The following is a 24,784-nucleotide window of genomic DNA, read 5'->3' as shown; positions in this document are numbered from 1 at the left end:
AGAAGACGCGAGACGGCGCGTTGCCGTCAGAGACGAGCAGGTGGATACGTGACGAATCTGATGCCTTCCGCCGCCGGCGAGCCGTCCATCGGTGGTGGCCTCGGCGACCATGTCTACAACCGGCTGCTCGGTGAGCGGATCATCTTCCTCGGCCAGCAGGTCGACGACGAGATCGCGAACAAGATCACGGCGCAGATGCTCCTCCTCGCCGCGGACCCTGACAAGGACATCTACCTCTACATCAACAGCCCCGGCGGCTCGGTGACGGCCGGCATGGCGATCTACGACACCATGCAGTACATCCCGAACGACGTCGTCACCATCGGCATGGGCATGGCCGCCTCCATGGGCCAGTTCCTGCTGACGGGCGGCACCGCCGGCAAGCGCTTCGCGCTCCCGAACACGGACATCCTGATGCACCAGGGCTCCGCCGGCATCGGCGGTACGGCCTCGGACGTCAAGATCCAGGCCGAGTACCTGCTGCGTACCAAGAAGCGCATGGCGGAGATCACTGCCCGGCACTCCGGACAGACCGTGGAGACGATCATCCGCGACGGTGACCGCGACCGCTGGTACACCGCCGAGGAGGCCAAGGCCTACGGCCTCATCGACGAGATCATCACTGCCGCTACGGGTGTTCCGGGCGGCGGCGGTACCGGGGCCTGATTCCCGGTACGCGGTTAAACGAGCCCACCTCCACCAGGACGGAACACCGACCATGAACAACATCCCCGGCAGCGGCCTGTACACCGGCCCCCAGGTCGACAACCGCTATGTCATCCCGCGCTTCGTCGAGCGCACCTCGCAGGGCGTGCGTGAGTACGACCCGTACGCGAAGCTCTTCGAGGAGCGCGTGATCTTCCTCGGTGTGCAGATCGACGACGCGTCCGCCAACGACGTCATGGCGCAGCTCCTGTGCCTGGAGTCGATGGACCCGGACCGTGACATCTCCATCTACATCAACAGCCCCGGCGGCTCGTTCACGGCCCTCACGGCCATCTACGACACGATGCAGTTCGTGAAGCCGGACATCCAGACGGTCTGCATGGGCCAGGCGTCCTCCGCGGCCGCCGTGCTCCTCGCCGCCGGTACGGCGGGCAAGCGCATGGCGCTGCCGAACGCCCGCGTCCTGATCCACCAGCCCTCCGGCGGCACCGGCCGTGAGCAGCTCTCCGACCTGGAGATCGCGGCCAACGAGATCCTCCGCATGCGTGAGCAGCTGGAGGAGATGCTGGCCAAGCACTCCACGACGCCGATCGAGAAGATCCGCGACGACATCGAGCGCGACAAGATCCTCACGGCCGAGGACGCCCTGGCGTACGGCCTGATCGACCAGATCGTCTCCACCCGGAAGATGAACAACGCCGCCCTGGCGTGACGCAGCGCTGTATCGTCTGCCGCTCCTTGGCACGGTTCACGTCAAAGTGAACCGTGCCAAGGGGGGCCCGAACGGGGGGCCCGGCAAGGTACCGTCGGATACAGGCACCAGGAGCCGCTTACGCGAGCGTCTCCCAGGCGAAGGGGAAGCACCTCGTGGCACGCATCGGTGACGGCGGCGATCTGCTCAAGTGCTCGTTCTGCGGAAAGAGCCAGAAGCAGGTCAAGAAGCTCATCGCAGGCCCCGGTGTGTACATCTGCGACGAGTGCATCGACCTCTGCAACGAGATCATCGAGGAAGAGCTCGCGGAGACGAGCGAGGTCCGCTGGGAAGAACTTCCCAAGCCTCGTGAGATCTACGAGTTCCTCGAGGGGTATGTCGTCGGCCAGGAGGCCGCGAAGAAAGCCCTCTCGGTCGCTGTGTACAACCATTACAAGCGGGTTCAGGCCGGTGAGAACGGCGGAGCCCAGGGACGCGACGACGCGATCGAGCTGTCGAAGTCCAACATCCTGCTCCTGGGCCCCACGGGCTCGGGCAAGACCCTCCTGGCCCAGACCCTGGCCCGCATGCTGAACGTCCCGTTCGCCATCGCCGACGCGACGGCGCTGACGGAGGCGGGCTATGTGGGCGAGGACGTCGAGAACATCCTCCTGAAGCTCATCCAGGCGGCCGACTACGACGTCAAGAAGGCCGAGACCGGGATCATCTACATCGACGAGATCGACAAGGTCGCCCGTAAGAGCGAGAACCCGTCGATCACGCGCGATGTCTCCGGTGAGGGCGTCCAGCAGGCCCTGCTCAAGATCCTCGAGGGGACCACCGCCTCCGTCCCGCCCCAGGGCGGCCGTAAGCACCCCCATCAGGAGTTCATCCAGATCGACACGACGAACGTGCTGTTCATCGTGGGCGGCGCGTTCGCCGGCCTGGAGAAGATCATCGAGTCCCGTGCGGGTGCCAAGGGCATCGGCTTCGGCGCGACGATCCACTCCAAGCGCGAGCTGGAGGAGAAGGACCAGTTCCAGGAGGTCATGCCGGAGGACCTGGTGAAGTTCGGGATGATCCCCGAGTTCATCGGCCGTCTCCCCGTCATCACCTCGGTCCACAACCTGGACCGCGAGGCGCTCCTCCAGATCCTCCTGGAGCCGCGCAACGCCCTGGTGAAGCAGTACCAGCGCCTCTTCGAACTCGACGGCGTGGAGCTGGACTTCGAGCGCGAGGCCCTGGAGGCCATCGCCGACCAGGCCATCCTGCGCCGCACCGGCGCCCGCGGCCTGCGCGCGATCATGGAGGAAGTCCTCCAGTCCGTGATGTACGAGGTCCCCTCCCGCAAGGACGTGGCCCGCGTCGTCATCACGGCCGAGGCGGTCCACTCGAACGTGAACCCGACCCTGATCCCGCGTGACGCGCGGGGCGGGGGCGCGGGGGAGCAGAAGTCCGCGTAGGCGGCACGCACGACAGGCAAGACCGAGGGGCGCCCGGCGATCAGATCGCCGGGCGCCCCTCAGTCACGTACGGGTGAGATCACTCAGCGACGCGGACTTCCTTGCGCAGGTCGGCGGTGACCTTCGCGGAGTCGTCGAGGCTGGTTCCCTTGCCCCCCGCGGCCGGGACGCCCATGCCGATCGTGCTGTAGTCCGCCCACAGGCACATGTACTGCGTGTCGACCTTCTGGGTCGCGGCGTTCTTGGCCTGCGCCTGCTGGCACTTCATCACCGCGCCGTCGAGACCGTCCGGCTCGACCGTCTGCGGGTCGCCGACGAAGGTCATCGTCGGCTCCGACTTCTTCGCCTGCTCCTTCTTCATGCCGGCGAACGTGGAGTCGATGGCGGCCTCGGGGTCCTTCACCTTGCCGTAGATGCCCATGAAGGAGACGGCCTTCGACGTGGCGATGTCCGCCGCCGACGGCGCGGCGCCCGGGGTCAGGCTGATCGTCGAGTAGATGGCGCTGACGGCCTTCGCGTTCGTGACCCCGCTCTGCGCGAGGACCTTGGCGTCGCCCGAGGTGGCGTCCTGGGCGCCCTTGTCCTCGCCCATGCGCTTGTAGTCGCCCATCACCGTCGCCGGCGTGATGAGCTTGTGCGGGCCGTCGTCCGCGACGGACGCGCCGCCGCCGCTGAAGATCAGGTACGCGCCGACGCCGATCGCGGCGACCACGGCCACCGCGCCGATGATCAGGCCCGTCTTCTTCTTGCCGCCGCCGGGCGCACCGGGGGGCGGGGGCACCTGGCCGTAGGGAGCCTGGCCGTAGGGGGCCTGGGGCTGCTGCCCGTAGGGGCCGGGCTGCTGGGGCTGGCTGTAACCGCCGGGCTGGCCGTAAGGGCCCGGCTGCTGCGGCGGGACGCCCTGAGGGGGCTGCTGCGGGTACCCGTAGCCGGGCTGGGGGGCGGCCGGCGGCTGCTGGCCGTAGGGGCCCGGCTGCTGCGGCTGACCGTAGGGTCCGGGCTGCTGAGGTTGCTGCCCGCCGTACGGGCCCGGCTGGTTGTAGCTCATTTCTGGGGTTCCCTCCCGATGCTTATGCGTTCCGAACATCCTGACGGAAGCCGGTCGCGTGTGGGGAACCCAGGGGTGGATCGGTGCCATGTTGTTGAAAGGTTGTGCCGGACGGGCGGGCGCGGGTGGCCGCGTCGCACGGGAATCCGGTTTCGGGGCACCCCTGTCGCGCCTCTAAACTGAGCCCGTGACCGAGAACACTCAGCAGCAGACAGCGCCCACCACCGAACTGCCGACCCAGTACGGGCCGGCCGAGGTAGAAGGGCCGTTGTACGAGCGCTGGGTGGAGCGTGGGTACTTCGAGGCGGACGCGAAGAGCGAGAAGCCCGCGTACACCATCGTCATCCCGCCGCCGAACGTCACCGGCTCGCTCCACCTCGGCCACGCCTTCGAGCACACGCTGATCGACGCCCTCACCCGCCGCAAGCGCATGCAGGGCTTCGAGACGCTGTGGCAGCCGGGCATGGACCACGCCGGCATCGCCACCCAGAACGTCGTCGAGCGCGAGCTCGCCAAGGAGGGCAAGTCCCGCCACGACCTGGGCCGCGAGGCGTTCGTCGAGCGCGTGTGGGAGTGGAAGGCCGAGTCCGGCGGGCAGATCGCCGGCCAGATGCGGCGCCTCGGCGAGGGCCTGGCGTGGAGCCGGGACCGCTTCACCATGGACGAGGGCCTGTCCCGTGCCGTCCAGACCGTCTTCAAGAAGATGTTCGACGACGGCCTGATCTACCGCGCCGAGCGCATCATCAACTGGTGCCCGCGCTGTCTCACGGCGATCTCCGACATCGAGGTCGACTACCAGGACGACGACGGCGAGCTCGTCTCCATGAAGTACGGGGAGGGCGATGACACCATCGTCGTCGCCACCACCCGCGCGGAGACGATGCTCGGTGACACCGCCGTCGCCGTCCACCCCGACGACGAGCGCTACGCCCGCCTGATCGGGAAGCAGATCAGGCTGCCGCTGACCGACCGGACCATCCCGGTCGTCGCCGACACGCACGTCGACCCGGAGTTCGGCACCGGCGCCGTCAAGGTGACCCCGGCGCACGACCCGAACGACTTCGCCATCGGCCAGCGCCACGGCCTCGAGTCCATCGAGGTCCTCGACGAGCGCGGCGTGATCACCGCCCACGGCCCCTTCCAGGGCCTGGACCGCTTCGAGGCACGCTCCGCGATCGTCGCCGCCCTGCGCGCCGACGGCCGGATCGTCGCCGAGAAGCGCCCCTACCTCCACTCCGTCGGCCACTGCTCGCGCTGCAAGACGACGCTCGAGCCGCGTCTGTCGCTGCAGTGGTGGGTCAAGGTCGAGACGCTCGCCAAGGCCGCGGGCGACGCGGTCCGTGACGGGCGGGTCGACATCCACCCGGCGGACATGTCGCAGCGGTACTTCGACTGGGTCGACAACCTCAACGACTGGTGCATCTCGCGCCAGCTGTGGTGGGGACACCGCATCCCGGTCTGGCACGGCCCTGACGGCGAGCTGGTCTGCGTCGGTCCCGACGAGCAGCCGCCCACGGGTGACGGCTGGACGCAGGACACCGACGTCCTCGACACGTGGTTCTCCTCCGGCCTGTGGCCGTTCTCCACGATGGGCTGGCCCGAACAGACCCCGGACCTCGAGAAGTTCTACCCGAACTCGGTCCTGGTCACGGGCTACGACCTGATGTTCTTCTGGGTCGCCCGCATGATGATGTTCGGCCTGTACGCGATGGACGGTCAGCCGCCGTTCAAGACCATCGCGTTCCACGGGATGGTCCGCGACGAGTTCGGCAAGAAGATGTCGAAGTCGTTCGGGAACACCGTCAACCCGCTGGACTGGATGGACAAGTACGGCTCCGACGCCCTGCGCTTCACCCTGGCCAGGGGTGCCAACCCGGGCGTCGACGTCCCGATCGGCGAGGACTGGGTCCAGGCCTCCCGCAACTTCGCCAACAAGATCTGGAACGCCACGCGCTTCGCGCTCATGAACGGCGCGACGGTCGAGGGCCCGCTGCCCGAGCCCGAGGCGATGACGGCCACCGACCGGTGGATCCTGTCCCGGCTCAACAAGACGGTCGCCGAAGTCGACGCGCTCTACGACGACTTCCAGTTCGCCAAGCTCTCCGACGCCCTCTACCACTTCGCGTGGGACGAGGTCTTCGACTGGTACGTCGAGCTGTCGAAGACGACGTTCATGGCCGGCGGCGAGCAGGCCAAGGTGTCGGGTCGCGTGCTCGGCGAGGTCCTCGACGTCACGCTGCGGCTCCTCCACCCGATCGTGCCGTTCGTGACCGAGACCCTGTGGACGACGCTCACCGGTGGCGAGTCCGTCGTCGTGGCCGACTGGCCCGCCGACAGCGGCTTCCGTGACGCCGCCGCCGAGCGTGAGATCGAGGCGCTGCAGCAGGTCATCACCGAGGTCCGGCGCTTCCGTGCCGACCAGGGGCTCCAGCCCGGCCAGCGGGTGCCGGCCCGGCTCACCCTCGACGGGACGGCGTTCGCCCCGCACGAGGCGGCCATCCGTCAGCTGCTGCGTCTGCAGCCCGAGGGCGACGCCTTCTCGGCCACCGCGACGCTGCCGGTCGCGGGCGCCCAGGTCGCGCTCGACCTGTCCGGCACGATCGACGTGGCGGCCGAGCGCAAGCGTCTCGCCAAGGACCTCGCCTCCGCCGAGAAGGAGAAGGCGCAGGCCACGGCGAAGCTCGGCAACGAGGCGTTCCTCGCCAAGGCGCCGGACGCGGTCGTCGACAAGATCCGCGGGCGGCTCGCCAAGGCGGACGAGGACATCGCCCGTATCCAGCAGCAGCTGGACCGGCTGCCGCAGGCGTGACGTTCACACGCGGCTGACGTGTACGCCGGTCGACCGGCGTGAACGGTCGGCTGACGTGAACAGTCGGCTGACGTGAACAGTCGGCTGGCGTGAGCGAATGAAGGCCCCCGGAACCTGACTCGGTTCCGGGGGCCTTCGCATTGTGCTTGCGGGGTGTGGGCGGGGGCCTTATGCCCGTAGCCCCAGACGCAGGAGTTCCGCGCCGGCGAGTGCGTCCAGGACCACCGGGTCCGCCTCCCGCCAGCCCTTCGCGAGCGAGCCGGGGCCGAGGTCGGGCGGCAGGTCCTGGTCCAGGTCCGCGTCCGGGTCCAGGCACGGGTCCAGGTCCGGGGCCTGGGGGACATCGGAGGACGGCGCGGGGATGTGCGGGAGCGTCGCGGCCGTCGCCGCGAGTTCGTCCAGGGGCCGCAACAGCGCCCTCAGCGCCAGCAGTTCACGGCCGTCCTCCGTGTCCGCCAGTTCCCGCGCCGCGGCCGCCTGGCGGGTCCAGCGCAGCCGCCGGGGCAGCCAGACCGCGAGCATCAGGCCCACCGGGATCACGAAGACCGCCACCGCGCCCAGGACCGCGAGCACCTCCGCGGCCGCCGGTGCCTGCTCGGCCGGCGCCGCACTCACGATCCGGTCGCTCGCCCGGGCGACGCCCCGCAGCGCGCCGTCCACCGAGCTGCCGAGGAGGGGGATACGGGGGCGGTGCGGGGCCGGCCGGGACTCCGGCCGCAGGAGCCGGTGCGCGGTCAGCGCCGCCCCGGCCCACAGTGTCGTCCACAGCAGGGCCGCGCCGTCTCCGAGGAGTTGCCGTGCGCGGCGGCCGGGGTTGTGTGCGTACCACATGGTCCGATTGGACCTCGCCCGTACGGGGGCGGGGGCGCACCGCGCCGGGGGGTGCCGCGGCGTCCCCGGTTCGGGTCAGCTCTTCCGGCCGGGCCGGGCCGCCCGGCGGGGGTGCTGTCGGTGGTTCTCCGTAGACTGGCTGACGTGAGTGAGTTCCCCCCGCGCGACAGCGGCGAATCCGACGGCTTCGACGACATCGTGGACGCCGAGACCGAGCGTGACCCCGATCTTGCGGTGATCGAGGCCGGCAGCCGTACCCTCCGCACGCAGGGGGGTGCCCCGCAGGGGGACGGCGTGCCGGCGCGGCCGCAGGATCCCGAGGTCGCCCAGGCCCTGCGCGACGTGGAGAACGAGCTGGCTGGCCGGTGGGGCGAGACCAAGCTGGAGCCGTCCGTCTCGCGGATCGCCGCGCTGATGGACGTACTCGGCGAGCCGCAGCGCGCCTACCCCTCGATCCACATCACGGGGACGAACGGCAAGACGTCCACGGCCCGCATGATCGAGTCGCTCCTTGGCGCCTTCGAGCTGCGGACCGGGCGGTACACGTCGCCCCACGTCCAGTCGATCACCGAGCGCATCAGTCTCGACGGTGCGCCGATCGACTACGACCGCTTCATCGAGACCTACCGCGACATCGCCCCGTATGTGGAGATGGTCGACCAGAAGGAGGAGTTCCGGCTCTCCTTCTTCGAGGTGCTCACGGGGATGGCCTACGCCGCCTTCGCCGACGCCCCGGTCGACGTCGCCGTCGTCGAGGTCGGCATGGGCGGCAGCTGGGACGCCACCAACGTGATCGACGCGTCGGTGGCCGTGGTGACGCCCATCGACCTCGATCACACGGACCGGCTCGGCACCACTCCTGGTGAGATCGCCTCCGAGAAGGCCGGGATCATCAAGGAGGGGGCCACCGTGATCATGGCCCAGCAGCCTGTCGACGCCGCGCAGGTGCTCCTGAAGAAGGCCGTCGACGTGGACGCGACCGTGGCCCGCGAAGGTCTCGAGTTCGGCGTCGTCTCCCGCCAGGTCGCCGTCGGCGGACAGCTGCTGACCCTTCGTGGGCTCGGCGGCGAGTACGACGGCATCTTCCTCCCGCTGCACGGCGCCCACCAGGCGCACAACGCGGCGGTCGCGCTGGCCGCCGTCGAGGCGTTCTTCGGGATCGGCTCCCAGCAGGCCCGGCAGCTCGACGTCGACACCGTCCGGCGGGCCTTCGCCGGCGCCACGTCGCCCGGCCGCCTCGAAGTCGTCCGCCGCTCGCCCACCGTGGTTCTCGACGCCGCGCACAACCCCGCGGGCGCCCGCGTCACCGCCGAGGCCATCAGCGAGGTCTTCGACTTCAGCCGTCTCATCGGCGTCGTCGGCGTGAGCGACGGCAAGAACGCGCGGGAGGTCCTGGAGGCCTTCGAGCCGATCTTCGCCGAGGTCGTCGTCACGCAGAATTCCAGCCACCGCGCCATGGACGCCGACGAGCTGGCCGCCCTCGCGGTCGAGGTCTTCGGTGACGAGCGCGTGCAGGTCGAGCCCCGCCTCGACGACGCGCTGGAGGCCGCCATCACGCTCGCCGAGGAAGAGGGCGAGTTCGCGGGCGGCGGTGTGCTCGTGACCGGGTCGGTGATCACGGTCGGCGAGGCCCGGCTGCTGTTGGGGAAGGGCTGATCCGCCGTGCGTGTGCTGTGTTCGTCGACCCTGATCGGTGAGTTCTTCGTCATCGGTTTCGCCGGGCTCGTCGCCATGAAGGACCAGGATCTGTCGGGCGGCGTCGTGTGGACCGTGTGCGGCGTCGGGATGCTGCTGTCCGTGCTGCTGTGCGGGGCCCTCGGGCGGCGGGGCGGGATCGGTCTGGGGTGGGTGCTTCAGGCGGCGCTCGTCGCCAGCGGGTTCATCGTGCCGACGATGTTCATCCTGGGTCTCTGCTTCGCCGGGCTCTGGTGGGCCTCCGTGCACTTCGGGCGCAAGATCGACGAGGCGAAGGCCAGGTGGGCGGCCCTGGCGGAGTCCCAGGCCGAGGCCGGAGGTAACACCGCGTAGCCGTGCCCGGTATCGTGCGGGCATCCCACGAAGATTTTGGAGCCGCACCATGAGTGAGCGCACTCTTGTCCTTCTCAAGCCCGACGCCGTCCGCCGTGGACTCGTCGGCGAGATCATCGGCCGTATCGAGCGCAAGGCCGGCTGGACGATCAGCGCGCTGGAGCTGCGGACTCTGGACCAGGACACCCTTGAGCAGCACTACGGCGAGCACAAGGGCAAGCCCTTCTACGAGCCGCTGGTCGCGTTCATGGCGTCCGGGCCCGTGGTGGCCCTCGTGGTCGAGGGTGAGCGGGTCATCGAGGGTGTGCGCCAGCTCGCCGGTCCGACCGACCCGATCGCCGCCGCTCCCGGCTCCATCCGTGGTGATTTCGGCACGATCGTGCGGGAGAACCTGATCCACGCCTCGGACTCGCAGGAGTCGGCCGACCGCGAGCTGAAGATCTTCTTCCCCGGTCTCGTCTAGGACCCGGTCTCGTTCCAGGACTTTCCGGCGGGTCCTCCTGTCCGGTCCGTGAGACCGGAAAAGTTCTTTTCTGACGCGGAGTCAGTCACGGAGCGCCGAAGAAGCAGGGGCGGCCGGAGAAATCCGGCCGCCTTTTGGCATATGCGCCCCCATTGGGGGAACGCAACACTCCGTCGGCACGTCCCCATTAGCGGGGCGGGGGTTCATCTGCTGACAATGGCGAAGACCCTCGCGCCGTGTCCGTGCAGGCGAGACTACGATGTAAGCCTCCACGCCACTCGCACCCACCTCGCCTACCTGACAAGCCATCAAACGCTCCTTTTGGGAAGGCCAGACGAATCCTGATGGGGAACTCAATGTCGTTCATCGGCCGTGACATGGCTGTCGACCTCGGGACCGCCAACACGCTGGTGTACGTCAGGGGTCGCGGGATCGTACTCAACGAGCCGTCCGTCGTCGCGATCAACACCAACACCGGTGGCATCCTCGCGGTCGGCGCCGAAGCCAAGAAGATGATCGGCCGCACGCCGGGCAACATCGTCGCCGTGCGACCGCTGAAGGACGGCGTGATCGCCGACTTCGAGATCACCGAGCGCATGCTCCGCTACTTCATCCTGAAGATCCACAAGCGGCGCTACCTCGCTCGCCCCCGTGTCGTGGTGTGTGTGCCCTCCGGCATCACCGGAGTCGAGCGCCGCGCGGTCATCGAGGCCTCCTCGCAGGCCGGTGCGCGCCAGGTGCACATCATCGAGGAGCCCATGGCCGCGGCCATCGGCTCCGGCCTCCCGGTCCACGAGGCCACGGGCAACATGGTGGTCGACATCGGCGGCGGCACCACCGAGGTCGCGGTGATCTCGCTCGGCGGAATCGTCACAGCACAGTCCATCCGGGTCGCCGGGGACGAGCTGGACAACGCGATCATCCAGCACATCAAGAAGGAGTACTCGCTCCTTCTCGGTGAGCGGACTGCCGAGCAGATCAAGATCACGATTGGCTCCGCGTACGACCTCGACGCCGACGAACACACCGAAATCCGCGGGCGCGACCTCGTGTCCGGACTTCCGAAGACCGTCGTCATCTCGGCCGCCGAGGTGCGCAAGGCGATCGAGGAACCGGTCAACGCGATCGTCGACGCCGTCAAGACGACGCTCGACAAGTGCCCGCCCGAGCTCTCGGGCGACGTCATGGACCGGGGCATCGTGCTCACCGGCGGCGGCGCCCTGCTGCGCGGTCTCGACGAGCGGCTGCGCCGCGAGACGGGCATGCCGATCCACATCGCCGAGGACCCGCTCGACAGCGTGGCGCTCGGCTCGGGCAAGTGCGTCGAGGAGTTCGAGGCGCTCCAGCAGGTCCTGGACGCCCAGCCGCGCAGATGACCTGACGCGAGGTCCGCCGTACGAGTGCCTGCCACTTCGTACGGCGGCTCGTTGATATAGAGGCAAGGCGTAAGAATTCCCGATTGAGGAAGGCACGGCCGCCGCACGTGAGGGACACACGAGAGAGCCGGCTGCTCCTGGTGCTGCTGATCGCCATCGCGTTCGCATTGATCACGGTGGACATCCACGGCGGCGAGGACTCGCCGGTCGACGGTGCCCGCAGGGCCGCCGCCGGGGTCTTCGGCCCCGTGGAGAACGGCGTCGCCAGTGCGGTCGACCCGATCGGCAACGCCATAGCTGCCGTCAAGGACTCCGGTGAGCGGCACACCCGCGTCAGCGAACTGGAGCGCGAGAACGCCGCGTTGAAGGCGAAGCTCGGCAGCGACGACCGCAACCGCAGCAAGGTCCGCCAGCTCGACTCCATGCTGAAGACGGCCGGCGCCGGCCAGTACGGCATCAAGGGCGCCCAGGTCATCGCCATAGGAGCGGCCCAGGGCTTCTCCTGGACCGTCACCATCGACGCCGGCGCGAACGACGGCCTCAAGCGCGACATGACCGTACTCAACGGCGACGGACTCGTCGGCCGCATCACGACCGTCGGACCCGGCACCGCGACCGTCCTGCTCGCCAACGACCCCGACTTCACCGTCGGCACCCGGATGGAGCGCACCGACGAGCTCGGCTTCGCCTCCGGGCAGGGCGACCGGCCGCTGCGCGTGGAACTCCTCAACGGCAAGGCCAAGATCAGGAAGGGTGACCGCCTGGTGACCTTCGGCTCCCAGGCCGACAAGCCGTTCGTGCCCGGGGTGCCCGTGGGGCGCGTGGTGCGCGTCGACCCGTCCGGCGGCGACCTGACCCGCACGATCTACGTACAGCCGTACGTCGGGTTCACCAAGCTCGACGTGGTCGGCGTGGTCGTCCAGGCTCCGCGCACCGATCCGCGCGACGAGGTGCTGCCGCCCAAGCCGGCGAAGCCCAGGCCCACGCCCACCGTGACCGTGACGGCCACACCGTCCGGTGCCCCGACGGCCGCCAACGGCACACAGCAGTAGGAGCTGGACTTCATGCGTTTCAACCGGTTGCTGCTCTCGACCACCCTCGTGGTCGTCGCCATGGTCGTCCAGGTGTGCGTACTCGCCCGGCTCCAGCTGCCCGGCGCCGTGCCGGACCTCGTGCTCCTGACCGTCGTCGGCCTCGCCCTCGTGTACGGCCATGTCGGCGGCGCGTTCATCGGGTTCGGCGCGGGACTTCTCTCCGACCTCGCGCCGCCCGCCGACCACGCCGCGGGGCGCTACGCCCTCGTCCTGTGCGTCGTCGGCTACCTCGTCGGCCTCGCCAAGCCGGACAAGGGCCAACTCAGGTCCGCCGCCGGCCCGATGGCCGTGGTCGTCGCCGCCGCCATCGGCTCGACGCTGCTCTACGCCATGGTCGGCGCCCTCGTCGGGGACACCGCCGCCCGCCATGTCGGCCTCGGCAGCCTGCTGTTCACGGCCGCGCTCTACGACCTGCTCCTCGCGCCGTTCACCGTGCCGTTCATCATCGCCCTCGCCAGACGCGCCGACAACGATCCGCTCGCCGAGTCCTCGTCCGGCTCGGTCAAGGCCGCCGACGTCACCGCCGGCTGGCTCTCCTCCGGCACCGGCCTGCGCATCGGCAACCAGCGCGGCGGACTCCGCCTGAAGGCCGCCAAGGCGCGGTCCTCGCGGGCCGGCCGCATCAAGGGGGTCAAGCGACTGTGACCGCCCGGCACATCACCGCGTACACGTACTGAGAGGGGGAGACAGCGTGACCAACATTCCCGAGACCGGGCGGACCCCACGCGTCCAGATCCGGCTCATCGTCCTCCAGATCCTGGTCCTGTCCCTCCTGCTCACCCTCGGCGGCCGCCTCTGGTACCTCCAGATCCGCAACGGCGCCGAGTACGCCAAGGAGGCCTCCGGCAACCACGTCCAGCAGGTCGTCAGCCCCGCCGTGCGCGGCTCGATCCTCGACGCCCGCGGCGTGCCGATCGCCGACAACGAGACCCGTCTCGTCGTCTCCGCGTCCCGCACCGACCTGATGAAGATGCCCGACGACGGCAAGGCCGTACTCGCCAAGCTCGCCGACGTCCTCGGCATGAAGTCCAAGGACATCACGGAGAAGGTCCGGCTCTGCGACGCCAAGACTCCGCAGCCCTGCTGGAACGGCTCGCCCTACCAGCCCATCCCGATCACGGACGAGGCCACGCCCAAGCAGGCCCTCCAGATCCGCGAGCGCTCCGAGGACTTCCCCGGCATCACCGCCGAACCCCAGGCCGTCCGCCGCTACGCGGGCCCCGGCGACTCCAACACCGCGCAGGTCCTCGGCTACCTCTCGCCCGTCACCGACGCCGAGATCGAGAAGGCCAAGGACACGTCGTCGCCGTATCTGCGCTCCGACCAGGTCGGCCGCTCGGGACTTGAGCGCACCTACGACAAGGAGCTGCGCGGCAAGGCGGGCGTCACCCGCTACGAGGTCGACAACCTCGGCCGCGTCATCGGCCGCGCCAAGAGCGACGAGGCCGAGCCCGGCGCCAACGTCGTCACCTCGATCGACGCGCGCGTGCAGGGCGTCGCCGAGTACGAGCTCAACGAGGCGATGAAGGCCGCCCGCCAGCAGTTCGACAAGATCACCGGCGAGAACTACAAGGCCGACTCCGGCTCGGTCGTCGTCATGGAGGCCAAGACCGGCCGCGTCGTCGCCATGGCGTCCGCACCGACGTACGACCCGAACGCCTGGGTCGGCGGCATCTCCGCCAAGGACTACAAGCAGCTCACCGGCAAGGACTCCGACTACCCCCTGCTCAACAGGGCCATTCAGGGCCAGTCCGCGCCCGGTTCGACGTTCAAGGTGATCTCCACGGCCGCCGCGGTCGAAGCCGGCTACAAGTGGGACGGCGGCTACCCCTGCACCAGCTCCTACTCGGTCGGCGGCCAGGTGTTCAAGAACTTCGAGGGGGAGAACTTCGGCCCCATCTCCCTCGGCCGCGCGCTGGAAGTCTCCTGCGACACCGTCTTCTACGGCCTCGCCGACCGGGAGTGGAAGAGGGACGGCGGCATCAACCCGAAGGGTCCCACCAAGGACTACTTCTACAAGGCCGCCCACCAGTTCGGCCTCGGCAAGACCACCGGCATCGACCTTCCCAACGAGGTCACGGGCCGCGTCCCCGACCGCCGGTGGAAGAAGGCCTTCTGGGAGGCCAACAAGGACAGCTGGTGCAAGACCGGCAAGAAGGACGGGTCCTACGTCGAGAAGATCGCCTACGAGAACTGCCTCGAAGGCAACAAGATGCGCGAGGGCGACTCGATCAACTACTCCATCGGCCAGGGCGACACCCTCCTCACGCCGATCCAGGAGGCCATGATCTACGGAGCCCTCGCCAACGGCGGCACCGAGTACGTCCCGACCATCGGCAAGGCGATCATCAGCGCCGACGGCAAGACGGTCAGGGAGATCAAGCCCCGGGTCAAGGACAAGCTCCCGATCACCAAGGCGACCCTCAAGGGCATGAACGAGGCCCTCGCCGGCGTCGTCACCCGCGGTACCGCCGCCTGGAAGTTCGGCGGCTGGCCCCAGGACAAGATCCCGCTGCACGCCAAGACCGGCACCGCCGAGGTCTACGGCAAGCAGACCACGTCATGGCTGGCCACGTACTCCAAGGACTACTCGGTCGTCATGACCATCTCCCAGGCCGGTACGGGCTCCGGCGCCTCCGGTGAAGCCGTCCGCAAGATCTACAACGCGATGTACGGCGTCACCCCCGACGGAGCGGTCGACAAGAAGAAGGCCCTGCTGCCCACGCCCGAGAAGAACCTGCCGAGGATCCAGCCGGACGGTTCGATCGACGCACCGACCATCAAGCCCTACCAGCCCGCCGACCCGAGCCCGAGCCCGTCCCCCCAGCAGCTGGCGGCGGTCATCGGCCTCCCCGTGACCGGAAGGCGGGACTGACGACCATGGCCGGCACCAACGGCTTCTCCGTCTCCGGGTACGGACCCGAGCGCTCCACCCTGTCCCGGCTCATGGCCAGGGACTCGGTGATGCGCCGCCTCGACTGGCCCATCCTCCTGTCGTCGATCGCCCTGTCCCTCATCGGCTCGGCGCTCGTCTACTCGGCGACCCGCAACCGCACCGTGATCAACCAGGGCGACCCGTACTACTTCCTGATCCGCCACCTCATGAACACCGGCATCGGCGTCGCCCTGATGATCGGCACGATCTGGCTCGGCCATCGCACCCTGCGCACGGCCGTGCCGATCCTCTACGGTGCCTCGATCTTCCTGATGCTGCTGGTGCTGACCCCGCTCGGCGACACGATCAACGGACAGCGCAACTGGCTGTCCGCGGGCGGAGTGTCGCTCCAGCCCGCCGAGTTCGCCAAGATCACGATCATCCTGGGCATGGCGATGCTGCTGGCCTCACGGGTCGACGCGGGCGACAAGCAGTACCCCGACCACCGCACGGTGCTGCAGGCGCTTGCCCTCGCCGCCGTCCCGATGCTCGTCGTGCTGCTCATGCCCGACCTCGGCACGATCATGGTCGCGGTCATCATCGTGCTCGGAGTGCTGCTCGCCTCCGGCGCCTCCAACCGATGGGTGTTCGGCCTGCTCGGCGCGGGGGTGCTCGGCGCGGTCGCCGTCTGGAAACTCGGCATCCTCGACGCCTACCAGATCAACCGCTTCGCCGCGTTCGCCAACCCGGCCCTCGACCCGGCCGGCGTCGGCTACAACACCAACCAGGCCCGCATCGCCATCGGCTCCGGCGGCCTCACCGGCACCGGCCTGTTCCACGGCTCGCAGACCACCGGCCAGTTCGTCCCCGAGCAGCAGACCGACTTCGTCTTCACCGTCGCCGGCGAGGAACTCGGCTTCGCCGGAGCCGGCCTCATCCTGCTCCTGCTCGGCATCGTCCTGTGGCGCGCCTGCCGCATCGCCCGCGAGACGACCGAGCTGTACGGCACGATCGTCGCCGCCGGGATCATCGCCTGGTTCGCCTTTCAGGCCTTCGAGAACGTCGGCATGACCCTCGGGATCATGCCCGTGGCGGGCCTGCCCCTGCCGTTCGTGTCGTACGGCGGATCGTCCATGTTCGCGGTCTGGGTGGCGATCGGACTCCTCCAGTCGATCCGCGTACAACGGCCGATGTCGGCGTAGCCCCCGGAGGGTCTGCCCATGAGCCCGAATCGCGACTAAATTCGGTTTATGGCGGAGACGAAGCGCGAGATCGAGCGGAAGTACGAGGCGCCCGGAGCCGGCGAAGGCTTCGGGCTGCCCGATCTGAGCGGTGTCCCCGGGGTCGCGGCCGTCATCGACAAAGGGGTCGTCGACCTCGACGCCGTCTACTACGACACCGTCGACCAGCGCCTCGCGGCCGCCGCCATCACCCTGCGCCGCCGCACCGGCGGCGCCGACGCGGGCTGGCACCTCAAACTCCCCGTCTCCCTCGCCGAAGGCGTCCGCGACGAGATCCGCGCTCCCCTCTCCGACGACGTCCCCCGCGACCTCACCGGCCTCGTGCGCTCCCGCGTCCGCGACGCCGACCTCGTCCCCCTGATGCGGCTGCGCTCCGCGCGTGACGTCCACGACCTCACCGGCGCCGACGGCACGCTGCTCGCCGAGGTCAGCGTCGACGGCGTCCACGCCGAACGGCTCACCGGTCGGCCGGGCGCCGCCGACTGGACCGAGATCGAGGTCGAGCTCGCGGACGGCGGCGACCCCGCGTTCCTCGGCAAGGTCGAGAAGAAACTCCGCAAGGCCGGCGCCAGCCGCTCCGCCGCCCCGTCGAAACTCGCGCGCGCACTCATCGAGACCGGCATCGGCCCCCGAGAGCCACAGCCTGTGGCCGACCCCGAGACCCCCGCCGACCACGTCCTCGCCTACGTCAGGACCCAGCGCGACGCGATCGTCGACCTCGACCCCGCCGTCCGGCGCGACCTGCCCGACGCCGTCCACCAGATGCGCGTCGCCACCCGCCGGCTGCGCAGCGCCCTGCGCTCGTACCGCAAGATCCTCGACCGCTCCGTCACCCGCCCCATCGGCGTCGAGCTGAAATGGCTCGCGGGCGAGCTCGGCGTCGACCGCGACCAGGAAGTCCTCACCGAGCGCCTGACCGCCGCCCTCGACGAACTCCCCCGCGAAGTGTCCGCGGGCCCCGTCCGCACCCGCCTGCGCACCTGGTCGCGGGCCCGCCGCTCCGGATCACGGCGCCGGCTGATCGCCGTACTCGACGGCAAGCGATACCTCGCGCTCCTCGCCGCCCTCGACGCGCTCGTCGACACACCCCCGCTGCGGGCCAAGCAGCCGAAGAACGCCCTGGCCAAGGCCGTGGGGCGGGATTACGAGCGGCTCGCCGGCCACGTCGAGGAAGCCCTCGGCCTGGAGCCGGGCCACGAGCGCGACCTCGCCCTCCACGAGGCCCGCAAGGCCGCCAAGCGCGCCCGGTACGCGGCCGAGGTCGCCACCCCCGCCCTCGGCGCCCCGGCCAAGGACGTCGCCAAGCACGCGAAGGCCCTCCAGTCCCTGCTCGGCGAGCACCAGGACAGCGTCATGGCCCGCGAGGCGCTGCGCGACCTGGCGACGCAGGCCCACTCGGCGGGGGAGAGCGCCTTCACGTACGGGCTCCTGTACGGGCGCGAGGAGGCTCGCGCGGCGGCCGCCGAGGAGGAGCTTCCTCCGCTCTGGGCGAAGGCTGTCTCCTGGTCGCGTTAGGCTTGACAGTCACCCGCCCCCAGCCTTCGGCCGGGGGTGCCCCCAGTCAGCTCACGAAGGTCCCGGGTATGCCTGCCGAAGCCGCAGAGTCGGTTTTCCCACAGCTCGAAGCTTTGCTCCCGCATGTGCAGAAGCCGATCCAGTACGTCGGCGGCGAGCTCAACTCCACGGTCAAGCCGTGGGAGAGCTGCGACGTCCGCTGGGCGCTCATGTACCCGGACGCCTACGAGGTCGGGCTGCCCAACCAGGGCGTCATGATCCTCTACGAGGTGCTCAACGAGCGCGAGGGCGTCCTCGCCGAGCGCACGTACAGCGTGTGGCCGGACATGGAAGCACTGATGCGCGAGCACCAGGTGCCGCAGTTCACCGTGGACTCGCACCGCCCGCTCAAGGCGTTCGACGTCTTCGGACTGAGCTTCTCCACCGAGCTCGGCTACACGAACATGCTCACGGCTCTGGACCTCGCCGGCATCCCCCTCTCCGCCAAGGACCGCGGGATCGACGACCCGATCGTCCTCGCGGGCGGGCACGCGGCGTTCAACCCCGAGCCGATCGCCGAGTTCATCGACTGCGCCGTCATCGGCGACGGTGAGCAGGCCGTCCTCGACATGACGGAGATCATCCGCACCTGGAAGGCCGAGGGGCGTCCCGGCGGCCGCGAGGAGGTCCTGTTCCGCCTCGCGAGGACGGGCGGCGTGTACGTCCCCGGGTTCTACGACGTCGAGTACCTCCCGGACGGCCGCATCGCCCGCGTCGTCCCGAACCGGTCCGGCGTGCCGTGGCGCGTGTCCAAGCACACCGTCATGGACCTCGACGAGTGGCCCTACCCCAAGCAGCCCCTCGTCCCGCTCGCCGAGACCGTCCACGAGCGGATGTCCGTCGAGATCTTCCGCGGCTGCACCCGCGGCTGCCGTTTCTGCCAGGCCGGCATGATCACGCGCCCCGTGCGGGAGCGAAGCATCACCGGCATCGGCGACATGGTCGAAAAGGGTCTCAAGGCGACCGGCTTCGAGGAAGTCGGCCTCCTCTCCCTCTCCTCCGCGGACCACTCCGAGATCGGTGACATCGCGAAGGGCCTCGCCGACCGGTACACCGAGGACAAGATCGGCCTCTCGCTGCCGTCCACCCGCGTCGACGCGTTCAACGTCGACCTGGCGAACGAGCTCACGCGCAACGGCCGCCGCTCCGGCCTGACCTTCGCCCCCGAGGGCGGCTCCGAGCGCATGCGCAAGGTCATCAACAAGATGGTCTCGGAAGAGGACCTCATCCGCACCGTCGCGACCGCGTACGGCAACGGCTGGCGTCAGGTGAAGCTGTACTTCATGTGCGGCCTGCCCACCGAGACCGACGAGGACGTCCTCCAGATCGCCGACATGGCGATGAACGTGATCCAGAAGGGCCGCGAGGTCTCCGGCCAGAACGACATCCGCTGCACGGTCTCCATCGGCGGCTTCGTCCCCAAGCCCCACACCCCCTTCCAGTGGGCCCCGCAGCTCTCGGCCGAGCAGACCGACGAGCGCCTCACCAAGCTCCGCGACAAGATCCGCGGCGACAAGAAGTACGGCCGCTCCATCGGCTTCCGCTACCACGACGGCAAGCCCGGCATCGTCGAGGGCCTGCTCTCCCGCGGCGACCGCCGCATCGGCTCCGTCATCCGCGCGGTCTACGAGGACGGCGGCCGCTTCGACGGCTGGCGCGAGCACTTCAGCTACGACCGCTGGATGGCCTGCGCCGAGAAGACGCTCCCCGACTTCGGCGTCGACGTCGACTGGTACACGACGCGCGAGCGCACGTACGAGGAGGTCCTGCCCTGGGACCACCTGGACTCGGGCCTCGACAAGGACTGGCTCTGGGAGGACTGGCAGGACTCGCTCGACGAGACCGAGGTCGAGGACTGCCGCTGGACACCGTGCTTCGACTGCGGCGTGTGTCCCGCGATGCAGACCGAGATCCAGGTCGGCCCGACGGGCAAGAAGCTGCTGCCGCTCACGGTGGTCAACAAGTAGCGCGACGAAGTGGGACGAGGGGCCGGAACGCCGTGATGGCGTTCCGGCCCCTCGTGCTTCCTCAGGCCGTGATCGGCTTGCTGTCCACGCGGACGTGGTCGATCGCCCAGTACCAGTTGTTGCCCGCGTCGTACATGCGGAACTTCAGGGTGACCGACTTCGCGCCCGCCGGGACCGGGAGTTCCTTCGTCACGAAGGTGTTCTCGGCGTCATGGCCCGCGTTGTCGTTGCCCGTCGCGTCGGCGCTGTAGTAGAGGAGGCGGGTCTCCTCGCCCGTGTCGAAGAGTGCCGTCACCGCCGCCTTCTGCGGGGCCTCCTGGCGGTAGTGCGAGTCGAAGGCGACGTACAGCTTCGGCGTGCCGGAGGGCACCGGGACCGCGGGGGAGACCAGGGCCGAGTCGAACTTGCCCTTCGACGACGGCGAGCCCGTGTCGTCCCAGTCGTCCGGGTCGGCCACCGCGACGACGCCGAGCGCGCGGCTGAAGTTGCCGCGGTCCTGGCCCGCCGGGGACCAGGCCCGCTTCGTGTGGAACGTCCAGCCCTGGAGGCGCGTGGTGCCCTGCGGCATACCGGCCGCGTTCACCACGGACCAGCCCTTCGGGGCCGTCGCCGTCCAGCCGACGACACCCGCGACCGGCTGCAGCGCGTCCGCCACCGACTCGAAGTCCTCGCCCAGGAGATGGCCCGCCATGGTGGGGGCGGTGCGTGCCGAGACCTCGCCGTCGGCCAGGACGAAGCGTTCGCCGGAGCGCGCCCGGGCCGTGACGAGGAGGCGGTACGCCGCCGTGCCCGACAGGCCGTCCGGGACCTGGACCTCCCACTCCGCGGTCGCCGACGCGCCCGCCGCGAGCGAGACGGGCGGCGCCGAAACCTCCTTCACCGCCCAGCCCTTGGGCACCACCGGGTGCGCCTCGATCGCGGACACGGCGGCCGTCGTGTCGAACCGGGCCCGGACCCGGGCCGTCTTGCCGGGCACCAGGATCGCCTCGTCGATCGTGGCGGACGCGGCCTGGAGGGAGACGGTGACGCCGAGCGCGTCGGGCAGGCCCATCGCCGGGTCGGTGACGCCTTCGAGACGGCCGGGGACCCGGCCGGCGCGGCGGCGCAGGAAGCCGGGCTCGTCGCGGACCGTGACGGCCAGGTCGTACCAGCCCTCGCCGGGGATCGTGACCCGGGTGGTGCGACTCGCGCCGGCCGCGACGCGGATCTCGCGGGTGCCGCCGCCGTAGGCGAGGTCGCCGACGAGGAAGGTACGGGCGGCGCGGGCGTCGTTGGTGAGCTCGATCTCGGCGGCGAGGCCGTCGTCGGCGAGGTCCAGCTGCGCCTCGTAGGTGCCGGCCGCGTCGCCACGCAGGTGCCACAGGGCGCCGTTCGGGCCGTGGACGCGCAGGTCGTAGCCGTTGTCGCCGGGGGTCCAGGTGTCGGAGAGCGTGGCCTTCGGGCTCAGGGTGTAGTGCCTGGGCGCGGTGCCCGGCTCCGGGTACACGGCGAGGACGGCGCCCTGACGGCCGTGGTTGGCGAGGTCGAGGGTCACCTTGCCGCCGCGCACGGCGGGCCGCACCCGCAGGTCGTACGGGGTGGGGCGGGCGGTGCGGGTGCCGCGCTGCTGCTCGGGCAGGTGCTGGGGATTCGGCACGGTGGGGGCGGGGAGCTTGCCGGTGTCGGTGACCTTCTGGCGGTTGCCGCTGGTGTCGGGCAGCTCGGGCCACGACGGGTTCTTGCCGGAGAAGTCGAAGACGTCGGTGAGGTCGCCCGTGACCTCGCGGCGCCACGCGCTGATGTTGGGCTCCTGCACCCCGAAGCGCTTCTCCAGGAACTGGATGACGGAGGTGTGGTCGCACACCGTCGACGCCACGGCGCCGCCCCGCGTCCAGGGCGACACGACGATCATCGGTACGCGCATGCCGAGGCCGAGCGGGAAGGGCCCCGCCGCCTTCGTCTCACCGGCGGGCAGCGTGTCCGACCAGGTCAGCGACCCGTCGGCGCCCTTCACACGGTACTGGCCCTGCTGGTTGACGGGCCGGTAGAAGGACGAGGTCCCCTTGCTGACGCGCACCACGACCTCGCCGTCCGGCGTCACCGTGGACCGGCCGCGGCCCTCGGCGACCGGCGGGACGGGCGCGAGCAGGTGGTCGTAGAAGCCGCCGTGCTCGTCGTAGTTGAGGATGAACGCGGTCTTGGCGAAGACCTCGGGGTTGTCGGCGAGCGCGGACAGCAGACGCGCCGTCAGATCCTCGCCGTGCGGCGGCGCGTAGCTCGCGTGCTCGGACAGCGCGGCGGGCGCGATCAGCCACGACACCTGCGGCAGCGCGTCGTTCTTCACGTCCTCGGCGAACGCGGAGACCAGCGCGTCCCCCATCGCCCACGGGTCGTTCGTCTGCGCCGGATCGCCGACCTTCTTCATGCCGCGCTCGTACAGCGACTCACCGGGCTTGGCCGCGCGGAAGGTGTTGAACCAGGCGAGCGCGTTGTCGTCGAAGTTCTCCTGCGCCTGGTACGTCTTCCAGGAGATCCCCGCCTTCTCCAGGCGCTCGGCGTACGTCGTCCACTCGAAGCCGGGCTCCTGGTTGTCGACGACGGCGATGTCGCGCACCGTGCCGCCGCTGGTGCCGGTCATGAGGTGTTCGCGGTTGGGGTTGGTGCTCGTCTCGGTCGAGCAGTAGTAGTGGTCGCAGATGGTGAAGACCGAGGCGAGCGCGTTGTAGAACGGCATGTCGGCGGGCTCGTAGTAGCCCTGGCCGAGCCAGCCGCTGCCGCGCCGGGTGACGTAGCCGTCGGCGATCCCGTCGTTGCGGGCGTTCATCGAGTCGCCGAACCCGAAGGAGGCGGCGCCCTGCCGGTAGGCGCTGGTGTGCGCGGCGTTCATCGCGAACGGCGCGAGCCAGCCCTCCGGGCGTGACGGGTCGGGCTGGTGGAACACGGGCTTGCCATTGGCGCCACGCACAGCGGCGCGGTCACCGAACCCGCGTATCCCCTGCATGGTGCCGAAGTAGTGGTCGAACGACCGGTTCTCCTGCATGAACACCACGACGTGCTGGATGTCCTCGAGGGTGCCGGGCCTGCCGGGCGCGGCGAGCGCGGTGCGCAGGCTCAGGGGTAGCGCGGCCAGCACACCGGCGGCCGCGGCGCCGCCGATGAGGGTGCGGCGGGAGAGTTCGGGTCTGTGCTCGGGGTGCGGTGAGCTGGAGCTCATCGGGGGTGTCCTCCAACGTCCTTCTGTACACGGCCTGTTTGGCCCAGACCCGTTATGAATACGAGACAGAAGTGGCCGGGGCCAGAGGTGTGCGTGAAGTTCCCGTGACGCGGATCCGTATCCCGCCCGTTGGCGTCTGAGAAGGCATGGACCTGGAGGAGCGCGACCTGCCCGCGGAGCCCGTGGCCGGCGAACGGCCGCCCGAGGGCTGCCTCGTGACCGCGATCCGCATCCCGGTACGCGTCGTCGTCCTGGTCCTCGTCGTGCCGGTGCGCCTGACCTGGGACGCCCTCGCCGCCGGTGGCCGCGTCGGGTGGCGGAGGGGTCTGGTCCCGCTGGCGCGCGCGACCGGCCACCTCCTCCACGCGGTGTTCGTCGTCCCGGCGAGATGGCTGTGGACACGGGCACTCGCACCGGCCGCGCGAGGCCTGGGGATTGGCCTGATGTGGCTGGCCGCGGCGCTGACGTGGCTGGGCCGGGCGTTGTTCGTATGGCCTTGGGTGGCTTTGTGGCGCTACGTCCTCGCGCCGGTCGCTCGGGGCGTGGGCGTCGCGCTGACGTGGCTGGGCCGGGCGCTTTTCGTGTGGCCGCGGGTGTGGCTGTACGCGCGGGTGCTCGTGCCGCTGGGGCGGGGGATCGCCTGGCTGGCGCGGGGAATGGCGCGCGCGGTGGGTGCTCTCGGTGGTGCCGTCGCCGCTCTGCTGCGCGTCCTCCTCGTCGTTCCGGCGGTGTGGCTGTACGTGCATGCCCTCGCGCCGGCCGGGCGGGCAACTGCCTTCGTTTTCAAGCTGGTTGGCGCCTGCCTCGCCCTCGCGGGCCGAGCGCTCGGCGTGGGCCTGTCGTGGCTCGGCGCGGGCCTGACATGGCTCGGTCGGGGCGCGTGGGCGGGTGTCGCGTGGCTGGGGCGCGGGGTCTGGGTCGTCGTCGCCTCCCTCGTGCGGTGGATCTTCGTCGTGCCCGCCGTCGCCGTGGCCACGGCCGTGTGGCGCTGGGTTCTCGTGCCCGTCGGGCGGGTGCTCGGCGTCCTCGTGCGGGAGGCGGGTGACGCGCTCGGGCACGCGTGGCGGGTGGCGGGGCATGTGTCGCGGGCCGTCGGGCGGGTGCTCGGGCGGGTCCTCGGACGACTCCTTCGGTGGATCTTCGTCGACCCGGTGCGCTGGGCGTACCGCTCCGTGTGCACCCCGCTGGGGCACCTCGTACGGGACTCGGTCTGGCGGCCGGCGGCCCGGGCGGCCGGCGACGCGGGCCGCGCAGCGCGACAGATCCTCGCGGCGGCGCGCGAGAGCGTGCGGCAGGCCCGGGTCGACGTGCGCAGGGTGCTCTTCGGGGCCCGGCGGGCGGCGCCCGAACCGCTGGCGAGGGACCGGCGGGAACCTGATACGCCGCAGACACGTACTCTAGGTAGCAGTACGACCGCACTCACGAAGACCGCATTCATTAAGGATTAGGACACTGGGCAAGCGACAGCCCGAAGGCCCACCGCCC

At 70.0% G+C, this 24,784-nt stretch carries 18 protein-coding genes; 15 read left to right on the top strand and 3 right to left on the bottom strand.

The features are described 5' to 3' along the window. Positions 1 to 60: 60 nt before the first annotated feature. The 3 genes from EOT10_RS30175 to clpX all read left to right on the top strand — a co-directional run bounded on the left by EOT10_RS30175 (position 61) and on the right by clpX (position 2,820). Complete coding sequence (locus EOT10_RS30175; protein WP_127831583.1) at positions 61 to 666, top strand: ATP-dependent Clp protease proteolytic subunit; 606 nt, start codon at positions 61 to 63, stop codon at positions 664 to 666. 52 nt (positions 667 to 718) lie between these two features. Continuing rightward, the gene (locus EOT10_RS30170; protein ID WP_127831536.1) at positions 719 to 1,378 is read left to right on the top strand and encodes an ATP-dependent Clp protease proteolytic subunit; all 660 of its coding nucleotides are present in this window, start codon (positions 719 to 721) and stop codon (positions 1,376 to 1,378) included. A gap of 155 nt (positions 1,379 to 1,533) precedes the next feature. After that, on the top strand, positions 1,534 to 2,820 hold the full coding sequence (gene clpX / locus EOT10_RS30165; RefSeq protein WP_127831535.1) for an ATP-dependent Clp protease ATP-binding subunit ClpX: 1,287 nt from the start codon (positions 1,534 to 1,536) through the stop codon (positions 2,818 to 2,820). A 79-nt stretch (positions 2,821 to 2,899) separates the two neighbouring features. On the opposite strand, the gene EOT10_RS30160 is transcribed toward clpX, so the two are convergent. After that, complete coding sequence (locus tag EOT10_RS30160; RefSeq protein WP_127831534.1) at positions 2,900 to 3,868, bottom strand: hypothetical protein; 969 nt, start codon at positions 3,866 to 3,868, stop codon at positions 2,900 to 2,902. A gap of 187 nt (positions 3,869 to 4,055) precedes the next feature. Here EOT10_RS30160 and EOT10_RS30155 point away from each other — a divergent pair, with 187 nt between their 5' ends. After that, entirely contained in the window at positions 4,056 to 6,677 is a 2,622-nt protein-coding gene (locus EOT10_RS30155) for a valine--tRNA ligase (RefSeq protein ID WP_127831533.1), read from the top strand. Positions 6,678 to 6,845: 168 nt separating this feature from the next. Here EOT10_RS30155 and EOT10_RS30150 read toward each other — a convergent pair whose 3' ends face one another. Next, positions 6,846 to 7,508 (bottom strand): hypothetical protein, encoded by a 663-nt coding sequence (locus EOT10_RS30150; protein ID WP_127831532.1) that lies wholly within the window; start codon positions 7,506 to 7,508, stop codon positions 6,846 to 6,848. Positions 7,509 to 7,652: 144 nt separating this feature from the next. Between EOT10_RS30150 and folC the strand changes: the two genes are divergently transcribed. The 10 genes from folC (at position 7,653) to EOT10_RS30100 (ending at position 20,106) form a co-directional block, all read left to right on the top strand. After that, a complete protein-coding gene (folC, locus tag EOT10_RS30145) occupies positions 7,653 to 9,164 on the top strand; it encodes a bifunctional tetrahydrofolate synthase/dihydrofolate synthase (RefSeq protein WP_127831531.1) in 1,512 nt (503 codons plus the stop codon). A 6-nt stretch (positions 9,165 to 9,170) separates the two neighbouring features. Continuing rightward, positions 9,171 to 9,536, top strand: a complete 366-nt coding sequence (locus tag EOT10_RS30140; protein WP_127831530.1) for a DUF4233 domain-containing protein — start codon at positions 9,171 to 9,173, stop codon at positions 9,534 to 9,536. Positions 9,537 to 9,585: 49 nt separating this feature from the next. Continuing rightward, positions 9,586 to 9,999 (top strand): nucleoside-diphosphate kinase, encoded by a 414-nt coding sequence (ndk, locus tag EOT10_RS30135; protein ID WP_127831529.1) that lies wholly within the window; start codon positions 9,586 to 9,588, stop codon positions 9,997 to 9,999. A 356-nt stretch (positions 10,000 to 10,355) separates the two neighbouring features. Next, positions 10,356 to 11,375 carry a rod shape-determining protein gene (locus EOT10_RS30130; RefSeq protein WP_028802628.1) on the top strand — a complete coding sequence of 340 codons (1,020 nt, stop codon included), beginning with the start codon at positions 10,356 to 10,358 and terminating at the stop codon, positions 11,373 to 11,375. Between the two features lie 107 nt (positions 11,376 to 11,482). Beyond that, complete coding sequence (gene mreC / locus EOT10_RS30125) at positions 11,483 to 12,427, top strand: rod shape-determining protein MreC (protein ID WP_127831528.1); 945 nt, start codon at positions 11,483 to 11,485, stop codon at positions 12,425 to 12,427. Between the two features lie 12 nt (positions 12,428 to 12,439). Beyond that, a complete protein-coding gene (mreD, locus tag EOT10_RS30120) occupies positions 12,440 to 13,114 on the top strand; it encodes a rod shape-determining protein MreD (protein WP_127831527.1) in 675 nt (224 codons plus the stop codon). 46 nt (positions 13,115 to 13,160) lie between these two features. Further along, the gene (gene mrdA / locus EOT10_RS30115; protein WP_127831526.1) at positions 13,161 to 15,344 is read left to right on the top strand and encodes a penicillin-binding protein 2; all 2,184 of its coding nucleotides are present in this window, start codon (positions 13,161 to 13,163) and stop codon (positions 15,342 to 15,344) included. 5 nt (positions 15,345 to 15,349) lie between these two features. Then, positions 15,350 to 16,546: a rod shape-determining protein RodA gene (gene rodA / locus EOT10_RS30110; protein ID WP_127831525.1), complete on the top strand. Its 1,197-nt coding sequence runs from the start codon at positions 15,350 to 15,352 to the stop codon at positions 16,544 to 16,546. A 48-nt stretch (positions 16,547 to 16,594) separates the two neighbouring features. Further along, a complete protein-coding gene (locus tag EOT10_RS30105; RefSeq protein ID WP_127831524.1) occupies positions 16,595 to 18,100 on the top strand; it encodes a CYTH and CHAD domain-containing protein in 1,506 nt (501 codons plus the stop codon). 68 nt (positions 18,101 to 18,168) lie between these two features. Then, entirely contained in the window at positions 18,169 to 20,106 is a 1,938-nt protein-coding gene (locus EOT10_RS30100; RefSeq protein WP_127831523.1) for a TIGR03960 family B12-binding radical SAM protein, read from the top strand. A 61-nt stretch (positions 20,107 to 20,167) separates the two neighbouring features. On the opposite strand, the gene EOT10_RS30095 is transcribed toward EOT10_RS30100, so the two are convergent. Continuing rightward, complete coding sequence (locus tag EOT10_RS30095) at positions 20,168 to 23,299, bottom strand: phosphocholine-specific phospholipase C (RefSeq protein ID WP_127831522.1); 3,132 nt, start codon at positions 23,297 to 23,299, stop codon at positions 20,168 to 20,170. Positions 23,300 to 23,445: 146 nt separating this feature from the next. On the opposite strand from EOT10_RS30095, the gene EOT10_RS30090 reads away from it, so the two are divergent. After that, entirely contained in the window at positions 23,446 to 24,747 is a 1,302-nt protein-coding gene (locus EOT10_RS30090) for a hypothetical protein (RefSeq protein ID WP_127831521.1), read from the top strand. The last annotated feature ends 37 nt before the right edge of the window (positions 24,748 to 24,784 follow it).

The sequence above is a fragment of the Streptomyces antnestii genome, from assembly GCF_004005495.1.
Taxonomy (GTDB): domain Bacteria; phylum Actinomycetota; class Actinomycetes; order Streptomycetales; family Streptomycetaceae; genus Streptomyces; species Streptomyces antnestii.
The sequence above is the reverse complement of the archived record's forward strand: the minus strand, read 5'-3'. Positions and strand labels throughout refer to the sequence as shown.

Bases quoted from the DNA above. Each gene is read 5' to 3' on its own strand.
- ndk (WP_127831529.1), top strand. From the start codon at position 9,586: ATGAGTGAGCGCACTCTTGTCCTTCTCAAGCCCGACGCCGTCCGCCGT.
- EOT10_RS30175 (WP_127831583.1), top strand. From the start codon at position 61: ATGCCTTCCGCCGCCGGCGAGCCGTCCATCGGTGGTGGCCTCGGCGAC.
- EOT10_RS30130 (WP_028802628.1), top strand. From the start codon at position 10,356: ATGTCGTTCATCGGCCGTGACATGGCTGTCGACCTCGGGACCGCCAAC.
- EOT10_RS30100 (WP_127831523.1), top strand. From the start codon at position 18,169: ATGCCTGCCGAAGCCGCAGAGTCGGTTTTCCCACAGCTCGAAGCTTTG.
- rodA (WP_127831525.1), top strand. From the start codon at position 15,350: ATGGCCGGCACCAACGGCTTCTCCGTCTCCGGGTACGGACCCGAGCGC.
- EOT10_RS30150 (WP_127831532.1), bottom strand. From the start codon at position 7,508: ATGTGGTACGCACACAACCCCGGCCGCCGCGCACGGCAACTCCTCGGA.
- EOT10_RS30095 (WP_127831522.1), bottom strand. From the start codon at position 23,299: ATGAGCTCCAGCTCACCGCACCCCGAGCACAGACCCGAACTCTCCCGC.
- EOT10_RS30090 (WP_127831521.1), top strand. From the start codon at position 23,446: ATGGACCTGGAGGAGCGCGACCTGCCCGCGGAGCCCGTGGCCGGCGAA.
- EOT10_RS30105 (WP_127831524.1), top strand. From the start codon at position 16,595: ATGGCGGAGACGAAGCGCGAGATCGAGCGGAAGTACGAGGCGCCCGGA.
- mreD (WP_127831527.1), top strand. From the start codon at position 12,440: ATGCGTTTCAACCGGTTGCTGCTCTCGACCACCCTCGTGGTCGTCGCC.
- EOT10_RS30170 (WP_127831536.1), top strand. From the start codon at position 719: ATGAACAACATCCCCGGCAGCGGCCTGTACACCGGCCCCCAGGTCGAC.
- EOT10_RS30160 (WP_127831534.1), bottom strand. From the start codon at position 3,868: ATGAGCTACAACCAGCCGGGCCCGTACGGCGGGCAGCAACCTCAGCAG.